20 protein-coding genes are annotated in these 19,494 nt (G+C 69.6%); 5 read left to right on the top strand and 15 right to left on the bottom strand.

Annotated features, from left to right (window positions below; translation table 11 throughout):
- Window positions 1–17 precede the first annotated feature (17 nt).
- Window positions 18–1,070 carry an FUSC family protein gene (locus tag ACZ5Z0_RS09965; RefSeq protein WP_464110764.1) on the bottom strand — a complete coding sequence of 351 codons (1,053 nt, stop codon included), beginning with the start codon at window positions 1,068–1,070 and terminating at the stop codon, window positions 18–20.
- A gap of 215 nt (window positions 1,071–1,285) precedes the next feature.
- Here ACZ5Z0_RS09965 and mscL point away from each other — a divergent pair, with 215 nt between their 5' ends.
- Together mscL and ACZ5Z0_RS09955 are read left to right on the top strand one after the other, a co-directional pair.
- Entirely contained in the window at window positions 1,286–1,807 is a 522-nt protein-coding gene (gene mscL, locus ACZ5Z0_RS09960; RefSeq protein ID WP_464108272.1) for a large conductance mechanosensitive channel protein MscL, read from the top strand.
- A gap of 98 nt (window positions 1,808–1,905) precedes the next feature.
- Complete coding sequence (locus tag ACZ5Z0_RS09955; RefSeq protein ID WP_464108271.1) at window positions 1,906–2,793, top strand: ACT domain-containing protein; 888 nt, start codon at window positions 1,906–1,908, stop codon at window positions 2,791–2,793.
- Here the strand turns inward: ACZ5Z0_RS09955 and ACZ5Z0_RS09950 are convergent.
- Complete coding sequence (locus tag ACZ5Z0_RS09950) at window positions 2,790–3,749, bottom strand: diacylglycerol/lipid kinase family protein (protein WP_464108270.1); 960 nt, start codon at window positions 3,747–3,749, stop codon at window positions 2,790–2,792. The two genes, ACZ5Z0_RS09955 and ACZ5Z0_RS09950, sit on opposite strands and share 4 nt — an antisense overlap.
- A gap of 209 nt (window positions 3,750–3,958) precedes the next feature.
- Here ACZ5Z0_RS09950 and ACZ5Z0_RS09945 point away from each other — a divergent pair, with 209 nt between their 5' ends.
- Both ACZ5Z0_RS09945 and ACZ5Z0_RS09940 read left to right on the top strand, forming a co-directional pair.
- Window positions 3,959–4,192, top strand: a complete 234-nt coding sequence (locus ACZ5Z0_RS09945; RefSeq protein WP_464108269.1) for a hypothetical protein — start codon at window positions 3,959–3,961, stop codon at window positions 4,190–4,192.
- A gap of 112 nt (window positions 4,193–4,304) precedes the next feature.
- Window positions 4,305–4,931 (top strand): hypothetical protein, encoded by a 627-nt coding sequence (locus tag ACZ5Z0_RS09940; protein ID WP_464108268.1) that lies wholly within the window; start codon window positions 4,305–4,307, stop codon window positions 4,929–4,931.
- A 43-nt stretch (window positions 4,932–4,974) separates the two neighbouring features.
- Here the strand turns inward: ACZ5Z0_RS09940 and ACZ5Z0_RS09935 are convergent, their stop codons facing one another.
- The 12 genes from ACZ5Z0_RS09935 to ACZ5Z0_RS09880 all read right to left on the bottom strand — a co-directional run bounded on the left by ACZ5Z0_RS09935 (window position 4,975) and on the right by ACZ5Z0_RS09880 (window position 16,545).
- Window positions 4,975–5,790, bottom strand: a complete 816-nt coding sequence (locus ACZ5Z0_RS09935) for an IclR family transcriptional regulator domain-containing protein (protein ID WP_464108267.1) — start codon at window positions 5,788–5,790, stop codon at window positions 4,975–4,977.
- Window positions 5,791–5,829: 39 nt separating this feature from the next.
- A complete protein-coding gene (locus tag ACZ5Z0_RS09930) occupies window positions 5,830–6,501 on the bottom strand; it encodes a 3-oxoacid CoA-transferase subunit B (RefSeq protein ID WP_138767964.1) in 672 nt (223 codons plus the stop codon).
- 1 nt (window position 6,502) lies between these two features.
- The gene (locus ACZ5Z0_RS09925; RefSeq protein WP_464108266.1) at window positions 6,503–7,162 is read right to left on the bottom strand and encodes a 3-oxoacid CoA-transferase subunit A; all 660 of its coding nucleotides are present in this window, start codon (window positions 7,160–7,162) and stop codon (window positions 6,503–6,505) included.
- A 3-nt stretch (window positions 7,163–7,165) separates the two neighbouring features.
- Complete coding sequence (locus tag ACZ5Z0_RS09920; protein ID WP_464108265.1) at window positions 7,166–8,380, bottom strand: thiolase family protein; 1,215 nt, start codon at window positions 8,378–8,380, stop codon at window positions 7,166–7,168.
- Between the two features lie 86 nt (window positions 8,381–8,466).
- Window positions 8,467–8,916: a 4-carboxymuconolactone decarboxylase gene (gene pcaC / locus ACZ5Z0_RS09915; RefSeq protein WP_464108264.1), complete on the bottom strand. Its 450-nt coding sequence runs from the start codon at window positions 8,914–8,916 to the stop codon at window positions 8,467–8,469.
- Window positions 8,913–9,731: an alpha/beta fold hydrolase gene (locus tag ACZ5Z0_RS09910; RefSeq protein ID WP_464108263.1), complete on the bottom strand. Its 819-nt coding sequence runs from the start codon at window positions 9,729–9,731 to the stop codon at window positions 8,913–8,915. The genes pcaC and ACZ5Z0_RS09910 overlap by 4 nt, the downstream gene beginning before the upstream one ends.
- Window positions 9,724–11,226 (bottom strand): lyase family protein, encoded by a 1,503-nt coding sequence (locus ACZ5Z0_RS09905; protein WP_464108262.1) that lies wholly within the window; start codon window positions 11,224–11,226, stop codon window positions 9,724–9,726. The genes ACZ5Z0_RS09910 and ACZ5Z0_RS09905 overlap by 8 nt, the downstream gene beginning before the upstream one ends.
- A complete protein-coding gene (gene pcaG / locus ACZ5Z0_RS09900; RefSeq protein WP_464108261.1) occupies window positions 11,223–11,816 on the bottom strand; it encodes a protocatechuate 3,4-dioxygenase subunit alpha in 594 nt (197 codons plus the stop codon). Before pcaG ends, ACZ5Z0_RS09905 begins: the two co-directional genes overlap by 4 nt.
- Window positions 11,809–12,717, bottom strand: a complete 909-nt coding sequence (pcaH, locus tag ACZ5Z0_RS09895) for a protocatechuate 3,4-dioxygenase subunit beta (protein WP_464108260.1) — start codon at window positions 12,715–12,717, stop codon at window positions 11,809–11,811. Before pcaH ends, pcaG begins: the two co-directional genes overlap by 8 nt.
- Window positions 12,718–12,767: 50 nt before the next feature.
- Window positions 12,768–14,681: a TIM barrel protein gene (locus ACZ5Z0_RS09890; RefSeq protein WP_464108259.1), complete on the bottom strand. Its 1,914-nt coding sequence runs from the start codon at window positions 14,679–14,681 to the stop codon at window positions 12,768–12,770.
- Window positions 14,681–15,562: a shikimate dehydrogenase gene (locus tag ACZ5Z0_RS09885; protein WP_464108258.1), complete on the bottom strand. Its 882-nt coding sequence runs from the start codon at window positions 15,560–15,562 to the stop codon at window positions 14,681–14,683. The genes ACZ5Z0_RS09890 and ACZ5Z0_RS09885 overlap by 1 nt, the downstream gene beginning before the upstream one ends.
- Window positions 15,563–15,687: 125 nt before the next feature.
- Complete coding sequence (locus ACZ5Z0_RS09880) at window positions 15,688–16,545, bottom strand: IclR family transcriptional regulator (RefSeq protein ID WP_464108257.1); 858 nt, start codon at window positions 16,543–16,545, stop codon at window positions 15,688–15,690.
- Window positions 16,546–16,770: 225 nt separating this feature from the next.
- Here ACZ5Z0_RS09880 and ACZ5Z0_RS09875 point away from each other — a divergent pair, with 225 nt between their 5' ends.
- Window positions 16,771–18,090 (top strand): MFS transporter, encoded by a 1,320-nt coding sequence (locus ACZ5Z0_RS09875; protein ID WP_464108256.1) that lies wholly within the window; start codon window positions 16,771–16,773, stop codon window positions 18,088–18,090.
- A gap of 157 nt (window positions 18,091–18,247) precedes the next feature.
- Here the strand turns inward: ACZ5Z0_RS09875 and ACZ5Z0_RS09870 are convergent, their stop codons facing one another.
- Complete coding sequence (locus ACZ5Z0_RS09870; RefSeq protein ID WP_464108255.1) at window positions 18,248–19,342, bottom strand: ATP-dependent DNA ligase; 1,095 nt, start codon at window positions 19,340–19,342, stop codon at window positions 18,248–18,250.
- Between the last annotated feature and the right edge of the window lie 152 nt (window positions 19,343–19,494).

Raw genomic sequence — 19,494 nt, 5'->3', positions numbered from 1 at the left:
GTTGTTTTGTCTTGGAATCAGTCTTCCATTGAATGGGTGCCCGCGCCCAGCCGGCGCCACGCGATCGGGACCAGGACGACGGCGACGCCGACGGCGGCTCCGATGACGGTCTCCAGGAACCGGTCCCGCAGCAGCATTCCCGCCGGCGTCGGGGCCACCAGCAGGGTCGAAATCAGCGCCAGAGGGGTGACGAAGACCTGGGCCAGCACGTATTGGCGGGCGATGAACATTTCGGCGCCGAACTGGCAGGCGGCGATCACCAGGACCGTCTGCCAGGGGGCGGGTTCCAGCAGCAGGATCAGCGCGAGCAGGACCAGTCCCAGGGCGGTACCGATGATGCGCTGCACGCCTCGGCTGAGGCGGTGCCGGGTCGTGTGCCCCACAAGCGGCACGACGGCGGCCACCATCGCCCAGTAGTTGTGGCCGAAGCCGAGCCACTCCCCGACCACGGTGGCAAGAGTGCCGGCCAGCCCCGCCGCCACAAGGTATCCCACCGCTTCAAGCCAGGCGACGCGGCGCTCCCGCTCGGTGAGCCGTGCCGGCGGGGGCCAGGACCACGGCTTGCGGCGACTCGGGACCACGCGGGCGGACATGCCGACCACTAGCGCGAAGAGGACGGTCAGGACGGCCGCCAGCATTCCCTGCCACAGCGGTGGCTGGCTGTGGATGGAGGCAATTGCCGCGAAGGCGAAGATGTGGAACAGGGATCCCGCCGGACGGAGCCGCCACCAGGCGACGATCAGCGAACAGCCGCCGGCCACCAGCGTGGTGGCGAGGACCTGCAGCCAAATGCTGCCGGACGGCGTGAGGGCGAACGCTTCCCCGGCGCGGGCCGTCAGGGCGCCGAGCAGGATGACGGCGAGCATAAGCGTGCCGGCCCGCAGTTGGAGGATCAGCCGCCTGCCATGGGGTTCGTTTCGGCCGTAGATCCCGGTGAAGGCGCCGAAGGAGGCAAAGATGGCCAGATCCAGCCTGCCCAGCAGCACCAGGCTGAGCAGCGGGACGAAGACGCCCACGGCGCACCGGACCGCGACCTGGTGATCCTTGTTGGCCGGAGCCATGGTGAACATGTCGGCAAGCAATGTCGCGGGCTTCACGAGCGGGATGGGCCTTCCTTTGCATTCGGTTCAGGGAACGACGGCGGCACTGGCATCCGCCTGAATCCTACGCCGGAACCGGGACATTACGGGCTCCAAATTCCGTTCAACGGAAGACGCGGCCGCGGGTCAAGATGGTAGCGTCTAGCGGTTGAACCAACCACACGGCATCCATTCGAGAGGACACCATGCTCAAAGGATTCAAGGACTTTATCCTGCGCGGCAACGTGATCGAACTGTCCATCGCCGTCGTCGTCGGCACCGCCTTCACCGCCCTGGTCACGGCGTTCACCACGAACATCATCAACCCGGTCATCGCTGCCGCCGGCGGCGTCGAGACCCAGGGACTCGGCTTCTACGTCTGGCCCGGAAACACGAAGACCTTCGTCAACATAGGCGCCGTCATCACGGCCTTCGTGACCTTCGTCATCACCGCGGCCGTGGTGTACTTCATCTTCGTGGCGCCGATGAACCGGATCAACCGGCTGGTCAAGCAGCGGCTGGCCACCGCCGAGCCCGAGGAGAAGCCCCTCCCGCCGGACACCGCGCTGCTGGCGGAGATCCGTGACCTGCTGGCCTCGCTGGCCGGAACCGGGGTAGGCGCGGACAAAGCCGCCGACGGCGGCCCGACCGCGGACGATGGCGGCGAACGCCGCGCGGACGCCCCGGCCGGCCGGACGGCCGAGTACTCCGGCGGGCACAGCCGTTAGCCTGCCCGCAGTGCCACAGTCCCGCAGCCGCAACCCGTCGACGCAAATCTTCATCCGGCGGCAACCGGCCTGAAACAGCGGGCGGACACGATGGGAGCATGAAGCCCAGAGCAAAACGTGGAACGCCGGCGGGGCCACGTCCCGCGCACCCGGCCCCGTCCGCGGCGGAGTTGAGCTGCGAAGTCTGCGGCCAGATGCCCGAACCGACCAAGGCGCGGCTGACCCTGGCCAATGTCGCCGTCATGCTGCCGATCGAACTCCTGGTGCACGCCGCCGTCGTCGAAACCCATCTTCCCTACCTGGCCAAGGTGCTGGTCCTCACGGTGACCGCCACGGTCCTGGTGATCTGGGTGGCCGAACCTTCGGCGGCGCGGATGCTGCGGCGGTGGCTGCACGCCCCCGCCCTGCGGCACCGCAGCCGGCTCGGCGCCGCGCCTGCCCTGTGGCGGGCGCGCACCGTGCTGAGGGATCGGCCAGGGGCACTGCAAAAGCTCACGCAGGAACTGGCCGGTCTGGACACGAACATCCTGAGCATCCACGTCCATCACGTGCCGGGCGGCGTCCTGGACGAATTTGTCCTGGCGGCCCCGGGGGAGGTGGGCGAACTCGGTCTGCTGCGGGCCTTGCGCGAGGGCGGCGGCCGCGAGCCGCAGGTCTGGCCCACAACTGCCCTGGCCATGGCCGACGGGCAGACCGGCGCCCTGAGCCTCGCCGCCCGGATCGCCGCCCATCCCGCCGAGCTGCCGCTGGCCGTGGCGGAGCTGCTGCGGGCACGGATCGTGGCGTTGCCCGGCTCGGATTCCGGGCCGCCGTTCCAGGACCCCCAGGACGGGACCTTGCTCCGGATTCCGACCGCTTGGCACGGTCCGATCAGCTTTGTCCGGCCCGGCGAGCCGTTCACCCCCGCGGAATCCGCGCGGGCGCACCGGCTGGCCGAGCTCGCCGAGATCCTCGCCTACCGGCAGGTCCCGGTGACGGAGGGCTAAGCCGCCTTCGTCATCCTGATGGTGAGGCCCTCGTGCTCCACGGCCACCTTGAGGTGCTTGGCCTTGCCGATGTGGTCGCCGTCGAGCTGGAACTCCTGCTCATGGTCGAGGCTGATTTCCGCGGACTTCCCGGCGAAGTACTCCACGGACTTGTTCTTGCCGTTCTTCCGGCCGAACATGCCGGCCAGGACGCTGAACCAGCCGAGCTTGCCCGCCGGGGCCAGGATCAGGACGTCCAGGATGTTGTCATCGATCTTCGCGGCCGGGAAGACCTCCACGCCGCCGGTGATCTTGCCGCAGTTGCCCACCATGACGCTGCGGATCCGGCGACGGACCGGGTGCTGTCCGTCGATGCTGATGTGTGCCTTGACCGGCTTGCCGGGCAGGTGCCGGATGCCGGCCTCCACATAGGCGAGCCAGCCCACGCGGTCCTTGAGTTCGTCGACGGTGTTCGCCATGATGGCCGCGTCGTAGCCGAGGCCGGCCATGACCAAGAAGAGCTGTTCGTCCGCCGCGTGGTCCAGGCTGGCCTTTACGACGTCCACCTTGATGTCGCTGCCGTTCAGGATGTCGTAGCTGGCGGCCACCGGGTCGGTGATGTCGACGCCGATGTTGCGGGCCAGCAGGTTGCCGGTGCCCATCGGAACCAGGCCCATCGGCGTCCCGGTCCCCGCCAGGACCTCGGCCACGCAGCGGACCGTTCCGTCGCCGCCGGCGGCGATTACGACGTCGACGCCGGCCTCCAGCGCCTCCCGTGCCTGGCCCAGTCCGGTGTCCTCGGCCGTGGTCTCGAGCCAGAGCGGCTCCGTCCAGCCCTGCGTTTCGCAGAGCCGGTAGAAGGCGGCCTTGAAGTCCTCGCCGGAGGATTTCATGGGGTTGATGACCACGGCGGCGCGGCGGGGCTGTACGGGGGAGTCCTGCGCGGAGGTGTCCTGCGCGGCATTGGTCTGTGGCATGGCGTCCTTCGGCAAGTGACGGGAGAGGCCCCGCAGGGAAATCCTATCGGGGCGGGGCTGGAACCTTGCGCAACGTGCCCGGGAATCATGGACGCACAGTCCGGGCGGTCACTACACTGGCCATGTTCAGGAACTGTCGCGCGCCCGGCCTTGCCGGATGCCCCGGATTCGCCGGGCGGCCTCGTTCCAGGCACGGAAGGCGGCAGCACATGACCGGACCGGAAGAAAACTACTCAGCCGAAGCCGAAGCATCGAGCAGGGACCCGCACGACTGGGGGCGGGCGATGGCGCTGGCCCTCACCCGGCTGGCCGAGCAACTGGCCCCGGAAGACAGCGAAGACATGCACGCCAGTCTCGTGGACCGGCCGCTGCACCTGAGGATCAGCGACGACGGGGCCGGGGTCACTATAGCGATCTCGACGCAGCCAGAGCCCGCGCCCTGACCCTGGCGCCGAAACAATGCCGCCTAAATCATCATTTTCCTTCCGCTTTGTGCCAGACTAAGCGGGATTTACCGGCACATCGTTGACCGGAACACTCATCTCATTTGGGGGAATGATGACAGAGCGCGCAGATTTTGACGCCGAAAAAAAGTCCGAAACCTTTGGCAAGGCCGAGCCGCAATACGGCCAGCGCTGGCCGGACGGGGCGCCGTGGCCGGATTCCGCGGAACACCGGCAGTCTCAGCTGCCCGCCCTGCCCCTCCCCCCGGTCCGCCCGGAGTCCCTGGAAAGCGCGGTGCGCGGCACAGTGTTTGCCCTCGCCGTGGTCCCGCTCGGCGTCGGGCTCTGGCTGGTCATGTGGAAGCTGGGGTGGATGGGTTCCATCGTCGCCTTCGTGACGGCTGCCGGCGCCGCCCGGCTGTATCTCGCCGGCAGCACGGCGGCCGGCGGTGGTGCCATTTCGCGGCGCGGGGCATGGGTGGTGGTTGGCGTGACCCTGGCGACGGTGCTGCTGTCCTTCATGGGCAGCATCTGGCTGGACCTGGCCGAGTACCTGGGTGCGTCGCCGCTGGCGTTGCTGTTCGAGCCCCGGGCGTGGGACCTGCTGGGTTACAACCTGGGCAACAACCCGCAGCTGGTCGAAGGCCTCCGGGGTGAGTTCCTGATGGCGCTGCTGTTCAGCGCCCTGGGCTGCTTCTTTACGCTGCGGCAGTTGTTCGCCCGGTCCCGGCGCGGTTAGGCCGCGGTCCGGGGCGGGTCAGGCTGCGGCGCCTTCGGGCGGGTCAGCCTCCGGCGGAGAGATCCGCGGAAATGAGCTCTGCCGTCGCGACGGCGGCCTCGCGCACCGAATCCAGGTAGGCCGCCGGATCGGGCTGCGCCGCGACGGCCTGGGCCTGCAGCGAGACGTTGATGGCCGCGACCACCTTGGGACCGTCGTGGATCGGCGCGGCCAGGGACATCAGGCCGAGCTCGAGTTCCTGGTCCAGCAGGCACCAGCCCTGGGCCCGGACGGCGTCCAGCTCCGCCGCGAGGTCTTCGGGGGTGGAGATGGCTCGTGGCGTGAGGGGCCGGAGCTCGGCCGTGGCCAGATACTCCTTCAACTGGGCCGGCGGGAGGGCGGCCAGCAGCACCCTGCCCATGGAGGTGGCGTACGCCGGGAACCGGGTGCCGACGGTGATCCCGACGGTCATGATCCGGCGCGTCGCCACCCGGGCGATGTAGGCAATGTCCGTCCCGTCCAGCACGGCCGCCGACGTCGACTCCCCCAGCTTGAGCGAGAGTTCCTCCAGGTGCGGCTGGGCGATTTGCGGCAGCGACAGCCCGGAGAGGTAGGCGTAGCCGAGCTGGAGCACCTTGGCCGTCAGAGCGAAGGCCTTACCGTCGGTGCGGACGTACCCGAGCTCGACGAGGGTGTGCAGGAACCGGCGCGCGGTGGCGCGGGTGAGGCCGGTGCGGGCCGCGACCTCGGTCAGCGTCATCAGCGGGTGCTCCGAGTCGAAGGACCGGATCACCGCCAGTCCCCTCGCCAGCGACTGCACGTATTGGTCGCTGGCCGCGGGCGCCCCGTCGGGCCGGGTGCCCTTTGCTGCCTCAGTCATTTCACGCCTCTCGGTCACGCCTCACTTTATACGCGGTGGTCAGGCTGCCGCGGCGGTGAGCGGCACCGGCACCATGTCCTGCAGCTCCTCGAGCGTGCAGCCGAAGGTTTCGCGCACCTGGACGCCGTCGGGGCCGGTGAGGAACACAGCCTTGTCCGTGTAGACCCGGGTGACGCAGCCGATTCCGGTGAGCGGATAGCTGCAGCTCTCCACCAGCTTGGACACACCCTCGCGGGTCAGCAGCGTCATCATCACGAAGACGTCTTTGGCGCCGGTCGCCAGGTCCATGGCGCCGCCGACGGCGGGGATCGCGTCCGGCGCGCCGGTGTGCCAGTTCGCGAGGTCGCCGGTCGCGGAGACCTGGAAGGCGCCCAGCACGCAGATGTCCAGGTGGCCGCCGCGCATGATCGCGAAGGAGTCCGCGTGGTGGAAGTAGGAGGCTCCGGGCAGTTCCGTCACCGGGATCTTGCCGGCGTTGATGAGGTCGCCGTCGACCTGGTCGCCGGTAGCCTCCGGGCCCATGCCGAGCATGCCGTTCTCGGTGTGGAGCGTGATGTTCTGCTCCGGCTGGAGGTAGTTGGAGACCAGGGTGGGCTGGCCGATGCCCAGGTTCACGAACGAGCCGGGTTTGATGTCCCGGGCCACCAGGCGGGCCAGGTCATCGCGGCCCAGCGGCGCGTCCGAAGTCTGGATACTCGTCTTGAGGCTCATCTCAGGCCACCTTCACGATGCTGTTGACGTAGATTCCGGGGGTCACGACGCTCTCGGGGTCCAGGCCGCCGGTGGGGACGACCTCGGAGACCTGGACGATCGTGTGTTGGGCGGCCGCCGCCATGATGGGGCCGAAGTTGCGGGCCGTCTTGCGGTAGACGAGGTTGCCCTTGCCGTCGGCCTTGAGCGCCTTGATCAGCGCGACGTCGGCGTGGATGGGGGTTTCGAACACCTGCCATTTGCCGTCCAGGAAGCGGGTTTCCTTGCCCTCGGCCAGCATGGTGCCGTAGCCGGTGGGGGTGAAGAATCCCCCGATCCCGGCGCCCGCGGCGCGGATCCGCTCGGCCAGGTTCCCCTGCGGCACCAGCTCCAGCTCGATCTCGCCGGCGCGGAACTTCGCGTCGAAGTGCCAGGAGTCGGACTGCCGCGGGAACGAGCAGATCATCTTCCTGACCCGGCCCTCCTTGACCAGCAGCGCGAGGCCCTGGTCGCCCTGGCCGGCGTTGTTGTTCACCACGGTGAGGTCCGTGGCGCCGCAGTCGAGCAGGGCGTCGATGAGTTCGAACGGCTGCCCGGCGTTGCCGAAGCCGCCGATCATCACCGTGGAGCCGTCCTTGATGCCGACGACGGCCTCGCCGACGGTGTCAATGAAGTTCAGCATGTCCTAGCCCTTTGCAGCCGGTGCCGACGGTGCGGCAGATACGTTTTCGAGGACGACGGCGAGGCCCTGGCCGACGCCGATGCAGATCGCGGCGACGCCCCAGCGCCGCCCGGAGGCCTGCAGGGATCGGGCCAGGGTGCCCAGGATCCGTGCCCCGGAGGCGCCGAGGGGGTGGCCCATCGCGATCGCGCCGCCGTGCCGGTTCACGATCGCCGGGTCGATGCCCCAGGCGTTGATGCAGGCCAGGGACTGCGCGGCGAAGGCTTCGTTGAGTTCGACGGCGCCGACCTGGTCCCAGCCGATCCCGGCCTTCGCGAGGGCCTTGTTCGCGGCCTCGACCGGGGCGTAGCCGAAGAACTGCGGATCGTTCGCGTGCGCCCCGCGCCCGGCGACCCGGGCCAGCGGGTCCAGCCCCAGCAGCCCGGCGGCGGCCTCGGAACCGAGCCACGCCGCGGACGCGCCGTCCGAGAGCGGGGACGCGTTCCCGGCCGTGACGGTGCCGTTCTCGGCACGGAACACGGTCTTGAGCCCGGCGAGCTTGGCCGCCGACGACCCCGGGCGGATGCCCTCGTCCCGGACCAGGTCCGTGCCCGGGACCGGGGCGACGAGCCGGTCGTAGAAGCCCTCATCCCACGCCGCGGCGGCAAGGTTGTGCGAGGCGGCCGAGAACTCGTCCTGAGCCTCCCGGGTCACCCCGTACTTTTCGGCCAGCCGCTCGGTCGCCTCACCCAGGGACACCGTCCAGTCCGGGCGCATCGCCGGGTTCACCAGCCGCCAGCCCAGCGTGGTGGACACCAGGGACAGGTCCCCGGCCGGGTAGGGTTTCTCGGTCTTGGGCAGCACCCAGGGCGCCCGGGACATCGATTCGACCCCGCCGACCAGAACCAGGTCCGCGTCGCCGGTGTTGATCTGCCGGGACGCGATGATTGCCGCGTCCAGCGAGGACCCGCACAGCCGGTTCACCGTGGTCCCCGGGACCGAGACCGGCAGCCCCGCCAGCAGGGTACCCATCCGGGCGACATTGCGGTTCTCCTCGCCCGCGCCGTTGGCGTTGCCGAACACCACCTCATCGATCCGCTCCGGGTCGAGCCCCGGCGCCCGCTTCACGGCCTCGCCGATCACGTGCGCGGCCAGGTCATCCGGCCGCACGCCGGCGAGCCCGCCGCCGAACTTCCCGAACGGGGTCCGCACGGCGTCGTACAGAAAAGCCTCAGTCATCTCTCATGTCCCTCATGGTTACGTTCCCTTCCAACTGGCTGGCAGATCAGGCCGTTTTCAGCCCTGAAAACGGCCTCAAGTGCGAGTCAGTTGGGTGGGGGTGCGGCGGTCGGATCAGTTTCGTCGATGGTGCGGAACACCTGCTGGGCGGTCTTGAAGGCGGTATTGGCGGAGGGGACCCCGCAGTAGATCGCGGTCTGGAGCAGGATTTCCTTGATGTCGTCCCTGCTCAGGCCGTTGGTGATGGCGGCGCGGATGTGCATCGCCAGTTCTTCCCAGTGCCCGTGCGCCACCATCGCGGTGATGGTGACGGCGGAGCGCATCTGGCGGCTGATTCCGGGCCGCGTCCAGATCCCGCCCCACGCGATCCGGGTGATCATGTCCTGGAAATCCTCGGTGAAGTCGTCCTTGGCGGCGTTGGCCCGGTCCACATGCGCGGCACCGAGCACTTCGCGGCGCACTTTCATGCCGCCGTCGTAGATCTCTTGGCTGGTGGCATCCGGCTGGACCACACCGTTCCGCTCGGGCCGGGTCACTGGCCCGCTCCGCGCGATTCGGTCCAGCTGATCAGGCTGCGCAGCAGTTCGGCCACGTGGCCGGGGGCCTCGAAGGGAGCCAGATGGGCCACCCCCTCCAGCGTCGCCGCATTGGCCGTGCCGCCGCCGGCGGTGATGCCGTCGGCGATCTCCTGAGCGAACGACGGCGGGGCGACGGTGTCGTGGGCGCCGGCCAGCGCCTGGGTGGGGACCCGGATGCTGCCCAGTTCTTCGCGGACGTCGAATCCGGCGAGGGCCTCGCAGCAGAACGCATAGCTGAAGCGGTCCGTATCACGCAGGGTGTGCAGCAGGCGGCTGCTGCGGTCGGGCTCGCGCTCCATGAAGCCCGGCGCGAACCAGCGCTGGGCGGAGCCCTCGATCATCACCGGGGTGCCCTGGTTGCGGACCGTCTCGGCCCGTTCCAGCCAGCCCTCCGGGGTGCCGATCTTCGCACCCGTGCACTGCACGGACAGGCTCTTGAGCCGTTCGCCGTGCTTGATGCCCAGCTGCAGGCCGGTGGCCCCGCCGAGGGACACGCCGGCGTAGTGGAAGCGCGCGCCGGGGGCGATCGAATCGACCAACTCGACGACGGCGTCGGCCAGTTCGTCGACCGTGAAGGTCTCCGCCGCGGCCGGGGAGATGCCGTGGCCGGGGAGGTCCCAGGCGACGACGTCGGCGTCGTCGCCGAGCAGGGCACCGGCCTGGCTCCAGAGCAGCGTGGACGTCCCGAGGGACGGGCCCACCACGAGGAGGGGCTTGTCGCCGAGCTCGCGCACGGGCGAGAGCAGTACGGCCTTGAGGGTTGGTCTAGCCACGGTGGGCGCCTTTCTCTTCGGTCGGGTTGTCGCCTTCGGTCGGGTTGTTGCGTTCGGTCGGTTCGCGACGGGGCCGCGCGACCTCGGGCCGGGCGTAAGCGGGCCACGCCGCGAGGATGCGGCGCGAGATCTCGGCGGACTGGCCGAGGTAGTTGGCCGGATCCAGCAGTTCCTCAAGCCGCTCGTCGGAGAGCAGCTCCGCCGGGACGGCCGCCCGGAGCAGTTTCCGGTAGGAGCTGGACTGTTCGGCGGCGTGCACCTGGAGGGTCTGGTCCACCACCGCCTGGAGCCGGCGTCGGCCGTCCGCCCCGAGCAGGGGTCCCACGGCGGCGCCCACCGCCTCGGAGAGCAGCAGGGGGCCGGAGAGGTCCAGGTTCCGCCGCATCGCCGACGGGAAGACCTGAAGGCCCTCGGCCAGTTCGCGGAGCTGTCCGGCAGCGCCGAGGGCCAGGCGCAGCAGCGACCGCAACGCGGTCCACTCGCTGTGCCAGGCGCCGTCGGGACGTTCGTCGTTGAAAATGGCGGCCGCCAGGTGCAACTGGGCTGCCAGCGCCGGAGCCTGCAAGGCGGCGCTGCGGACCAGCACGGACAGCACCGGGTTTTGCTTCTGCGGCATGGCCGAGGAGCCGCCGCGGCCGGCGGCCCGCGGTTCGGCCAGTTCGGCCACTTCGGGACGGCTCAGGAAGAGCACGTCGGCGGCGATCTTGCCGGCGGCGTCCGTCAGGGCGGCCAGGGCGTCGCCGAGCGCGGTGACGGCCAGACGGTTGGTGTGCCACGGGGCGGGCACGGCGGCCAGCCCCAGCGCGGCGGCCAGGCGGTCGGCCAGGTCGAGGGGCGCCAGGGCGGAGCCCTCGGCCAGCACGGTACCGGCCGCCAGGGTGCCTGCGGCCCCGCCGGTCTGGACCGGCAGTTCCAGTGCCTCGAGCCGCTGCGCGGCGGCGGCGAGCCCGTGGAACCACTGCGCGGCCTTCAGGCCGAAGCTGAACGGCAGAGAGTGCTGGGTCAGGCTGCGGCCCACGCACAGGGTCTGCTGGTGCCGCTGCGCAAGGTCGGCCAGGGCCGCCGTCGTGCGGCGGGTCTCTGTGAGCAGTTCCCGGACGGCGCCGGCGGCCAGCAACATCAGTGCGGTGTCGAGCACATCCTGGCTGGTCAGCGAGGTGTGCACGGCCTTTGCGGCCCCGATGCCGGCCGTGTCCAGCGCCCTGACCTGTTCACGGAGGTCGGCGAGCAGCGGGATCACCGGGTTGCCGCCGCCCTGGGCGCGGACGGCGATCCCGGCGATGTCGTAGCGGTCAACGTCGGCCGCCGCCGCCACGAGGGCCGCGGAGCCGGCCGGCGCCAGGGACGCTTCTTCCAGGACGGCAGCCCAGCCGGCCTCAACCCGGAGCAGTGCGTCGAGCACGGCCCGGTCCCCGGTCAGCGCCGCCACCCAGGGCGACGCCGACACCGGGCTCAGGAGGCCGAAGTCGCCGTCCTCAGCGTTCGGAGTTCTCACCTGGCGTCCCCGGCACCCGCGCCCGCCATGCCGGCGCCCTCGAAGTCGAGGAACACCGTCTCTTCCTCGCCCTGCAACCGGATGTCCCAGCTCAGGCCGCCGTCGGGGTCGCGCCGGGCGATCAGGGTCCGGCGGCGTTCCGGATCGAGCGAGGCCAGCAGCGGGTCGGCGGCGAGGGCTTCCTCGTTTTCCGGCAGGTAGACGCGGGTGAAGAGCCGGTTCATCAGGCCGCGGGCGAAGACGACCACGGAGATGAACGGCGCGGCGCCGGGCGCGGTGGGGCCGGGGTTGACCGTGGTGAAGGTGAAGACGCCGGTGTTGCCCACGGCGCTGCGGCCGAAGCCGGTGAAGGTGTAGCCGTCGCGGACCAGGGAGCCGGTGTGCTGCGGGACCTTGCCCTCGGCGTCGGCCTGCCAGATCTCCAGGATGGCGTCCGGGACGGGGTTGCCGGCGCCGTCGAAGACGGTGCCCTGCAGCCGGATGGAACCGGCGGAACCGGGGGCCAGCAGCTCGCGGTCCTTGGCGTAGGGCAGGGCGTAGCCGTAAAACGGGCCCACCGTCTGGCCGGGGGTAGGGGTCAATTTACTCATGGTCGTCTCCGTCCGCGCCCAGTGCCTCGTTCTCGGTCCAGGTCCGCTTCGACCCGGTCAGGACAATGTCCCAGTTGTAGGCCAGCGCCCATTCCGGCTTGGTCTGGTCGTGGTTGTAAGTGGCGACCAGCCGGTCCCGTGCGTCCTGGTCCACGATCGATTGGTAGATCGGGTCCAGGGCGAAAAGCGGGTCGCCGGGGAAGTACATCTGCGTCACGATCCGCTGGGTGAACTCCTGGCCGAAGAGGGAGAAGTGGATGTGGGCCGGCCGCCAGGCGTTCAGGTGGTTCTTCCACGGGTAGGCGCCGGGCTTGATCGTGGTGAAGCTGTAGGACCCGTCCGCGCCGGTGATGCAGCGGCCGACGCCGGTGAAGTTCGGGTCGAGCGGTGCCGGGTGCTGGTCGCGCTTGTGGATGTAGCGGCCGGAGGAGTTGGCCTGCCAGATCTCCACGAGCTGGCCCGCCACGGGCCGGCCGTCGCCGTCGAGCACGCGGCCGGAGACGATGATCCGCTCGCCCAGCGGCTCGCCGTTGTGCTGGATGGTGAGGTCGGATTCCAGCGCGTGCACGTCCATGTGCCCGAATGCCGGTGAATACAGCTCGATGGTTTCCGGGTCCGCGTGCTGCAGGCTCTTGGTCGGGTGGCGCAGGATGCTGCTGCGGTACGGCGGGTAGTCCAGCCGCGGCTGGGTTTCCGCCGGGGCACCGTTTCGGAGCGCCTGCGCGTAGGCATCCCCGAGCGCCGTCATCTCGTCGCTGAGAATCTGCTGCGATTCCGCCGCGGTGTCCAGGGCCGGAACTTGCTTGGCGGCAGGCTTCGATGCGCCCTCGGGCGCTGCGTCGGACACGTCCTCGGTGAGCGGGTCCGCGTTGAAAATCTCGAGGTTGATCTCTTCAGGCACAGCAGCCTCCTTTCGTTGGGTTGGGATGGGTCGGTCCTGGCCGGGTGGGGTCAGGCGGTGAGTTTCAGCTGGTGTAGGTGGTCGTACTGGACGGCGTGCCGGACCGGGGCGTTGGGGGCTCCGTAGCCGTCGTAGGAGCCGCGGCGTTCCACCATTTCGAAGAACACGCTGCCCACGGTGGCGGTGTAGAAGTGCAGGAACTCGCCGTCGGCGTCGCGGTCGTAGAGCAGGTTCAGCTCGCTCAGCGTGGCCAGGAACGCCGGGTCCAGGTCGAAGCGCGCGTCCAGGTCCTCGTAGTAGTTCGCCGGGATGCGCAGGAACTCCAGGCCGCGGCCGCGGGCAGCCCGGGCCGTGGCCACCAGGTCATCGACCGCGAAGGCGATGTGCTCCTGGTAGGTCCGGCGCTGGGTTCCCGGCGAGAGGGCTGCTGCGTCCGGCCCGCCCTCCTGCTGGAGGAGCGGCGCCAGGTTCAGCACCAGCCGCACGCCCCGGTCACGGGTGGTCATCACCTGGGAGCGGACCAGCCCGGTGGGGCTGGCCACCTCGGCGTACGGCTGCGGCTCGAGGGCCAGTGCGCTGGTGTAGAAAAGCACGGCCTCGTCGAAGTGCTGCCAGGGCTGGGCGAGGTTGACGTGGTCGATCACGGCCTGCGGACCCGCTGCGGCGGTTCCAGCGGCGGTGCCGAATTCGTTGACCCAGGCGGCGGTGCCGTCCGGGTTGCCCTGGCAGAGGAAGATTTCGGTGGAGTCCGGCGCGGCGAAGCCCTGGAAGACTTCCTCGTCCGCCTGGCTCTTGCGCGGCACCGCGGGGGCCTTCAGCTGCTGCGCCCGGGCGGCGGCGATCACGGGGGAATCGACGTCGAAGCCGACCGCGGCAATGGCGGTCTCCGCGGCGGCGGGGGCTTCCTCGTTGATGATCACGCGTGCGTGGCCCATGGTCCACAATTGCACATTCTTGGTCCGGTGCCGGCCGTTGAACCCGAAGCCCAGCTGGCCCAGCAGGGTCTCCAGGGCGCCGGTTTCGGCGGCCCGGACCTCGGCAAAGTTGAACCCGGCCGGTTCCGCCACCCGGGGCAGCGTCGCCAGTTCCATCGGATGGCGGTGGCGTCCGGGACCGGCGGCCGCTTCGGCGGGGGTCGGGTTGGCCTCCAGCCACCTGGCGCTTTGTTCCTCGAGCCAGATCAGCGAGCGCATGGCATCGACGGCGGTGCGTTCGACGTCGGACTGCCGGAAGACGTCGTTGAAGACCTCAAGCGAGACGGGGCCGGTGTAGCCGGCGCGGACCACGTGGCCCATGAACTTGGCGAGCTGGAACTGTCCCTCGCCCGGGAAGACCCGGTAGTGCCGGCTCCAGGACAGCACATCCATGGACAGCTTCGGGGCGTCCGCCACCTGGACGAAGAAGACCTTCTCCGGGTTGAACCCCTCGATCGGTGCCGTATCCCAGTCCCGGGACAGGATGTGGAAGGAATCCAGGCAGGTGCCCAGGTTCGGGTGGTCCACGAGTTCCACCAGCCGGTGGGCGTGCTCGTAGTCGTTGACGTACTTCCCCCAGGCCAGGGCCTCATAGGCGACCTTCACCCCGTGCTCGCCGGCGAGCTCGGCCAGCCGGGACAGCTGGGCGGCGCGCAGCTCGTCGTTGTCGATGCTGGCGGTGGCCACGTTGGAGCAGACCAGGATGGTGTCCATGCCCAGCCGTGACATCAGCCGGAACTTGGCCTCGGCCCGGCGCAGGTTGCCGGCGAGCAGCTCCTCGGGGACGCTGTCGAAGTCGCGGAACGGCTGGTACAGGTCAAGGGTGAGGCCCAGGTCCGCGGCCATCGAGCGGATCTGCTCCGGGCTCAGCGAGGAGGTGACGAGGTCCTGTTCGAAGATCTCGATCCCGTCGAAACCGGCGATGGCGCAGGCCTGCATCTTCTCCTTCAGGGTGCCGGAGAGGCAGACGGTGGCGATTCCGGTGCGCATCAGGCGGCCACCTCCTCGGCGGCGACGAGCTCCAGGAAGTGGGAGCGCATGCGGTCCGCGTCGGCCTCGAGGCCGGTGAAGATCCGGAAGGCGTCGGCGGCCTGGCCTACGGCCATCCGGCCGCCGTCGAGCACCTCGCAGCCCCTGGCACGGGCTTCGCGGACCAGTTCGGTCTCGATCGGCCGGTAGACGATGTCCGCGACCCAGTGCCGGGACTCCAGCAGGGAGGTCTCCAGCGGCACCCCGGGATGGGCGGCCATGCCCACGGGGGTGCAGTGGACCAGGCCATCGGCGAGCGGCATGAGCTCCGGGAGCTCCGCCGTCGTCCGCGCGGTGACCTCGCTGTCCGGGAAGAACCCGGCGAGCTCGGCGGCCCGGTCGGCGCAGCGGGCCGCGTCGGTATCCACGAGGTCCAGACGGCGGACCCCGGCGGTGAGCAGGGCGTAGGCGACGGCGGATCCGGCGCCGCCGGCGCCGAGCTGCACCACGCGGTCCAGCTTGGCCCCGGGCAGGCCGGAGGCGAGCGCTGAAGCAAAACCGGAAAAGTCGGTGTTATGGCCGATGAAGCGGCCGTCGCGGATGGTCACGGTGTTGACCGCCCCGAGGCGCCGGGCGTCCGGGGAGACCTCGTCGAGGTGCTGGAGCACCAGCTGCTTGCAGGGGTGGGTGATGTTCAGGCCGTTGAAGCCCAGCCGCCGCGCGCCGGTGAGGAGCTCCCCGATAGCCTGCCCCGGTAGGCCGAGTTCGGTGAGGTCGATGGGGCGGTACAGGTATCGCAGGCCCTGCACGTCGCCCTCCCGTTCGTGCATGGGGGGCGTGAGGGATGGCGTGACGCCATCGCCTACGAGGCCCACGAGGAAGGACTCTGCTCGGTTGCTCATCCGTATAGCTCCTTTGACAACGGCACTCGGCGGGCCGCGGTGTGGACGGCGGCGGGCCGGGTGATGGGGATTACGTTACCGCAACTGTTCACATATTGCACGGTTGTTCTTATTACGAACATGATTTATTGCTGGGGAAGACGGGCCGAGAGTTCGGCCGCTGCGGACTGGAGCAGCGGCACCAGGGCCACGAGGGCCTCCATGCTCATCCGGAACACCGGGACCGCCGTGGCCAGCGAGGCGAAGGCGTACCCCTGGGAGTTGAAGACGGGGACGGCGACGGCGCGCATGCCGAGCTCGTTTTCCTCGTCCATGGTGGCGTAGCCGCGCTTGCGGACCAGCTCGATCTCGGCCCGGAACGCGTCCCGGTCGGTGATGGACACGTCCGTGAGCGGCTCCAGCTCGAGCTCGTCCACCAGTTGGCGCCGCGTGGCGTCATCGGCAAAGGCGACGAGCGCCTTGCCCACCGACGTCGTGTGCAGGGCGCCGAGGTGGCCGGGGTCGGAAGTAACCCGGAAGGTCTGCGGGCCGTCCACCTTGTTGACGGTGAGATGGTGGTTGCCGTCGCGCACGGACAGGATGGTGGCCTCCCCGGTCTCCTCGGTGACGCGGCGCAGGATGGGAAGCGCGGTGCCGGCGAAGCCGTGGTGGTTGGACACGCGCTGGCCGAGCTGGAAGACGCGCAGGCCCAGGTGGTAGCGGCGGCCGTCCGGCTCGTAGTCCACGAAGCCATCCCTGGTCAGCGAGCCGAGCAGCCGGTACGTGGTGCTGAACGGCAGTTCGGCGCGGCGCGAGAGCTCGGCGGCGCTGGCCCCGCGGGGCTCGTCCCCCAGCAGGACCAGCAGCCCCAGGGCCTTGCCCACCATGTCGGTGCGGGAATCCTCCCGCCCGGGCTTCTTTGGGCCGCCGGCGGGGGCGTCGGCGGGGATGCCTGCGGGGGCGTCGGCAGCGAGGGTCGACTCTGTGTCTTGGTTCACACTCATGTATCGATGTTCTCACATGGTGAGAGCTATTGCTAGATGATGATTATTTTTGTTGACAAGTGATGGCAATCACAGCCATGCTTGCTACATCGCACAAGTAGCTCCCACCATGTGGCTACTAGTCCGGGTCTTTCCTCGGTCCACCGGCTGCCGCACACTTAAAGCCACCGGCCGGCGAGACCTTCCCGATCCATCCGCGACAATGTCGTCACACAAAGGAACACCATGAGCCAGACACTCCCGTCTACGACGCCGGGCACTGCCGCACCGGCGGGGACGCCAAAGAAGGCAGCCCTCGCCAGCTTCCTGGGCAGCGCCGTCGAGTATTACGACTTCTTCATTTTCGGTTCCGCCGCCGCGCTGATCTTCCCGAAGGTCTTCTTCCCGGACGCGGACGCGAATGCCGCGATCATGTCCTTCGCGACCTTCGGCTTCGCCTACGTGGCACGCCCGGTGGGCGCCGTGATCCTGGGCCACTTCGGTGACCGGGTGGGCCGACGGAAGGTCCTGATGTTCACGCTGCTGCTGATGGGCGCCTCCACGTTCGTGATCGGCTGCCTGCCGGACTTCAAGACCGTCGGCTGGTGGGCACCCGCGCTGCTGGTGATCGCCCGGCTCTGCCAGGGCCTCTCCGCCGCCGGCGAGCAGGCCGGCGCCTCCTCCATGACCCTGGAGCACGCCCCGGACAACCGCCGTTCCTTCTTCACCTCCTGGACCCTGACCGGCACCCAGGGCGGCCAGATTCTCGCCGCCCTGGTCTTCATCCCCGTCCTGGCGCTGCCGGATGAGGTCAAGTACGGCATCGGCTGGCGTATCCCGTTCTGGCTCAGCGCCGTCGTCGTGGTGGTCGCGTTCTTCATCCGCCGCACCCTGCACGAGCCGCCGGCCTTTGAGGAAGCACAGAAGAGCGCCCAGATCTCCAAGCTCCCCGTCGCCGACCTGCTCAAGCACCACTGGCGCGACGTGCTGCGCGTGGTGGCCTGCGCCTTCATCGCCGCTGTCTCCACTGTGTTCGGGACCCTGGCGATCAGCTACGCCAAGAACGTCGCCAACGTGGACGGCACCGTCACACTCTGGCTGGTGGTGGGCGCCAACCTGGTCGCCCTCGGCACCCAGCCGCTCTTCGGCAAGCTGGCCGACCGGATCGGCCGCAAGCCGGTCTTCATCTACGGCGCACTCTCCAGCGCGGTGCTGACCCCGGTGTTCCTGCTCAGCCTGGAATCCGGCAGCGTCCCGCTGATGTTCCTGGCCGCCATCGGCTTCTTCTCCTTCGGCTACGCGGCCTCCAACGCCGTGTGGCCGTCCTTCTACGCCGAAATGTTCAGCACCAAGGTCCGCTTCTCCGGACTGGCGATCGGCACCCAGCTCGGCTTCCTGATGGCGGGCTTCGCCCCGGCAATCGTCGCGGCCATGGGCGGTATCAAGCCCGGCGGCTGGGTCCAGATCACCATCTTCACCGGCATCATCTGCGTCATTGCCGCCGTCTCTGCACTGACCGCCAAGGAAACGTTCAAGGTTCCCACCAAGGAACTCGGCCTGCGCTGACGGACGGAAGGCGACGGCGTCCCCGACGCTCCCGCCCAGTTACATACGGAAAAGCCCGGCGTGTTCACCGAACACGCCGGGCTTTTCCGCGTGTCGGCAGCGGCGCGGGCGGAGAGCCGGGCGGGAGCGTCGCGTGGGACGCTCGACGGCGGGAGGTTCAGCCGCCGTCCGCCGTCCCCGGGCCGCCGGCACCCAGCACCGCGGCCAGGTCATAGCTGACGGGCTCCTCCAGCTGCGCGTAGGTGCAGGAACCGGGCTCCCGGTCCGGCCGCCACCGGACGAACTGGGTGGTGTGCCGGAACCGTGCCCCCTCCATGTGGTCGTATTTCACCTCGACCACCCGCTCCGGGCGCAGCGGCGTAAAACCCAGGTCCTTGTTCCCGCTCCACCGGCTGCCTTCGGCGTTGCGCGGCGTCCGCGCCCCCTCCTCCTGCCGGGCCCACGCCCACGGGTGGTCTGCAAAGTCGGTGACCAGCGGCTGGAGCTCCTCAAACAGTTCCCTGCGGCGCTGCATCGGAAATGCACCCACCACCCCGACGCTGGCGAGGACACCGTCGCCGTTGTACAGCCCCAGCAGCAGCGAACCGATCCGGTCCGGGCCCGAGGTATGCACCCGGTACCCGGCGAGGACACAATCCGCCGTGCGTTCGTGCTTGACCTTGAACATCGTGCGTTTGTCCGGCTGGTAGCTGGAGGCGAGCGCCTTGGCCACGATCCCGTCCAGGCCGGCGCCCTCAAACTGCCGGAACCACCGTCCCGCGGTGTCCCGGTCCCGGGTCGCGGCGGTTAGGTGCACCGGCGCGGCGCAGCGGGCGAGCGCCACCTCAAGGGCCGCCCGGCGCTCCTCGAACGGCCGCGCGGTGAAATCCTCGTCGTCCAGGGCCAGCAGGTCGAAGGCGACAAAGCTCGCGGGGGTCTGGTCAGCGAGGAGGCGGACCCGGCTCGCGGCGGGGTGGATCCGCTGCTGGAGCGCGTCGAAGTCAAGGCGGTCCCCCGAGGCCCCCACCAGGACGATCTCGCCGTCGAGCACACAGCGGGGCGGGAGGTTCAGCTTCAGGGCCTCCACCAGCTCCGGGAAGTAGCGGGTCAGCGGCTTGCCATTGCGGCTGCCGATCTCCACCTCCTCGCCGTCGCGGAAGATGATGGACCGGAATCCGTCCCACTTGGGCTCAAAGCTCATCGGGCCCTCGGGCAGGGCGCTGACGGCCTTCGCCAGCATCGGCGCGATCGGGGGCATCAGGGGCAGTTGCATGGGCCCTATTCTGGCGCGGCGGAACGCCCGCGTCGATCCCCCGGGCGCCTGGCCCGGACGGCTGCCGGGCAGGACTCGAAATGAGACCCCCGCAAAACTAACCCAGCGCTTACCGGGCGGAAACGCGGCGGCAACATTGGCGCCGGACACTG

The organism is Arthrobacter sp. T2-23 (assembly GCF_055398325.1).
Note: the sequence above shows the minus strand (reverse complement) of the source record. Positions and strands in the feature narration are given on the sequence as shown.

Excerpts from the sequence above, each read along its gene's own strand:
- ACZ5Z0_RS09965 (WP_464110764.1), bottom strand. The coding sequence starts at position 1,070 with ATGTTCACCATGGCTCCGGCCAACAAGGATCACCAGGTCGCGGTCCGG.
- mscL (WP_464108272.1), top strand. The coding sequence starts at position 1,286 with ATGCTCAAAGGATTCAAGGACTTTATCCTGCGCGGCAACGTGATCGAA.
- ACZ5Z0_RS09955 (WP_464108271.1), top strand. The coding sequence starts at position 1,906 with ATGAAGCCCAGAGCAAAACGTGGAACGCCGGCGGGGCCACGTCCCGCG.
- ACZ5Z0_RS09950 (WP_464108270.1), bottom strand. The coding sequence starts at position 3,749 with ATGCCACAGACCAATGCCGCGCAGGACACCTCCGCGCAGGACTCCCCC.
- ACZ5Z0_RS09945 (WP_464108269.1), top strand. The coding sequence starts at position 3,959 with ATGACCGGACCGGAAGAAAACTACTCAGCCGAAGCCGAAGCATCGAGC.
- ACZ5Z0_RS09940 (WP_464108268.1), top strand. The coding sequence starts at position 4,305 with ATGATGACAGAGCGCGCAGATTTTGACGCCGAAAAAAAGTCCGAAACC.
- ACZ5Z0_RS09935 (WP_464108267.1), bottom strand. The coding sequence starts at position 5,790 with ATGACTGAGGCAGCAAAGGGCACCCGGCCCGACGGGGCGCCCGCGGCC.
- ACZ5Z0_RS09930 (WP_138767964.1), bottom strand. The coding sequence starts at position 6,501 with ATGAGCCTCAAGACGAGTATCCAGACTTCGGACGCGCCGCTGGGCCGC.
- ACZ5Z0_RS09925 (WP_464108266.1), bottom strand. The coding sequence starts at position 7,162 with ATGCTGAACTTCATTGACACCGTCGGCGAGGCCGTCGTCGGCATCAAG.
- ACZ5Z0_RS09920 (WP_464108265.1), bottom strand. The coding sequence starts at position 8,380 with ATGACTGAGGCTTTTCTGTACGACGCCGTGCGGACCCCGTTCGGGAAG.
- pcaG (WP_464108261.1), bottom strand. The coding sequence starts at position 11,816 with ATGAGTAAATTGACCCCTACCCCCGGCCAGACGGTGGGCCCGTTTTAC.
- ACZ5Z0_RS09890 (WP_464108259.1), bottom strand. The coding sequence starts at position 14,681 with ATGCGCACCGGAATCGCCACCGTCTGCCTCTCCGGCACCCTGAAGGAG.
- ACZ5Z0_RS09885 (WP_464108258.1), bottom strand. The coding sequence starts at position 15,562 with ATGAGCAACCGAGCAGAGTCCTTCCTCGTGGGCCTCGTAGGCGATGGC.
- ACZ5Z0_RS09880 (WP_464108257.1), bottom strand. The coding sequence starts at position 16,545 with ATGAGTGTGAACCAAGACACAGAGTCGACCCTCGCTGCCGACGCCCCC.
- ACZ5Z0_RS09875 (WP_464108256.1), top strand. The coding sequence starts at position 16,771 with ATGAGCCAGACACTCCCGTCTACGACGCCGGGCACTGCCGCACCGGCG.
- ACZ5Z0_RS09870 (WP_464108255.1), bottom strand. The coding sequence starts at position 19,342 with ATGCAACTGCCCCTGATGCCCCCGATCGCGCCGATGCTGGCGAAGGCC.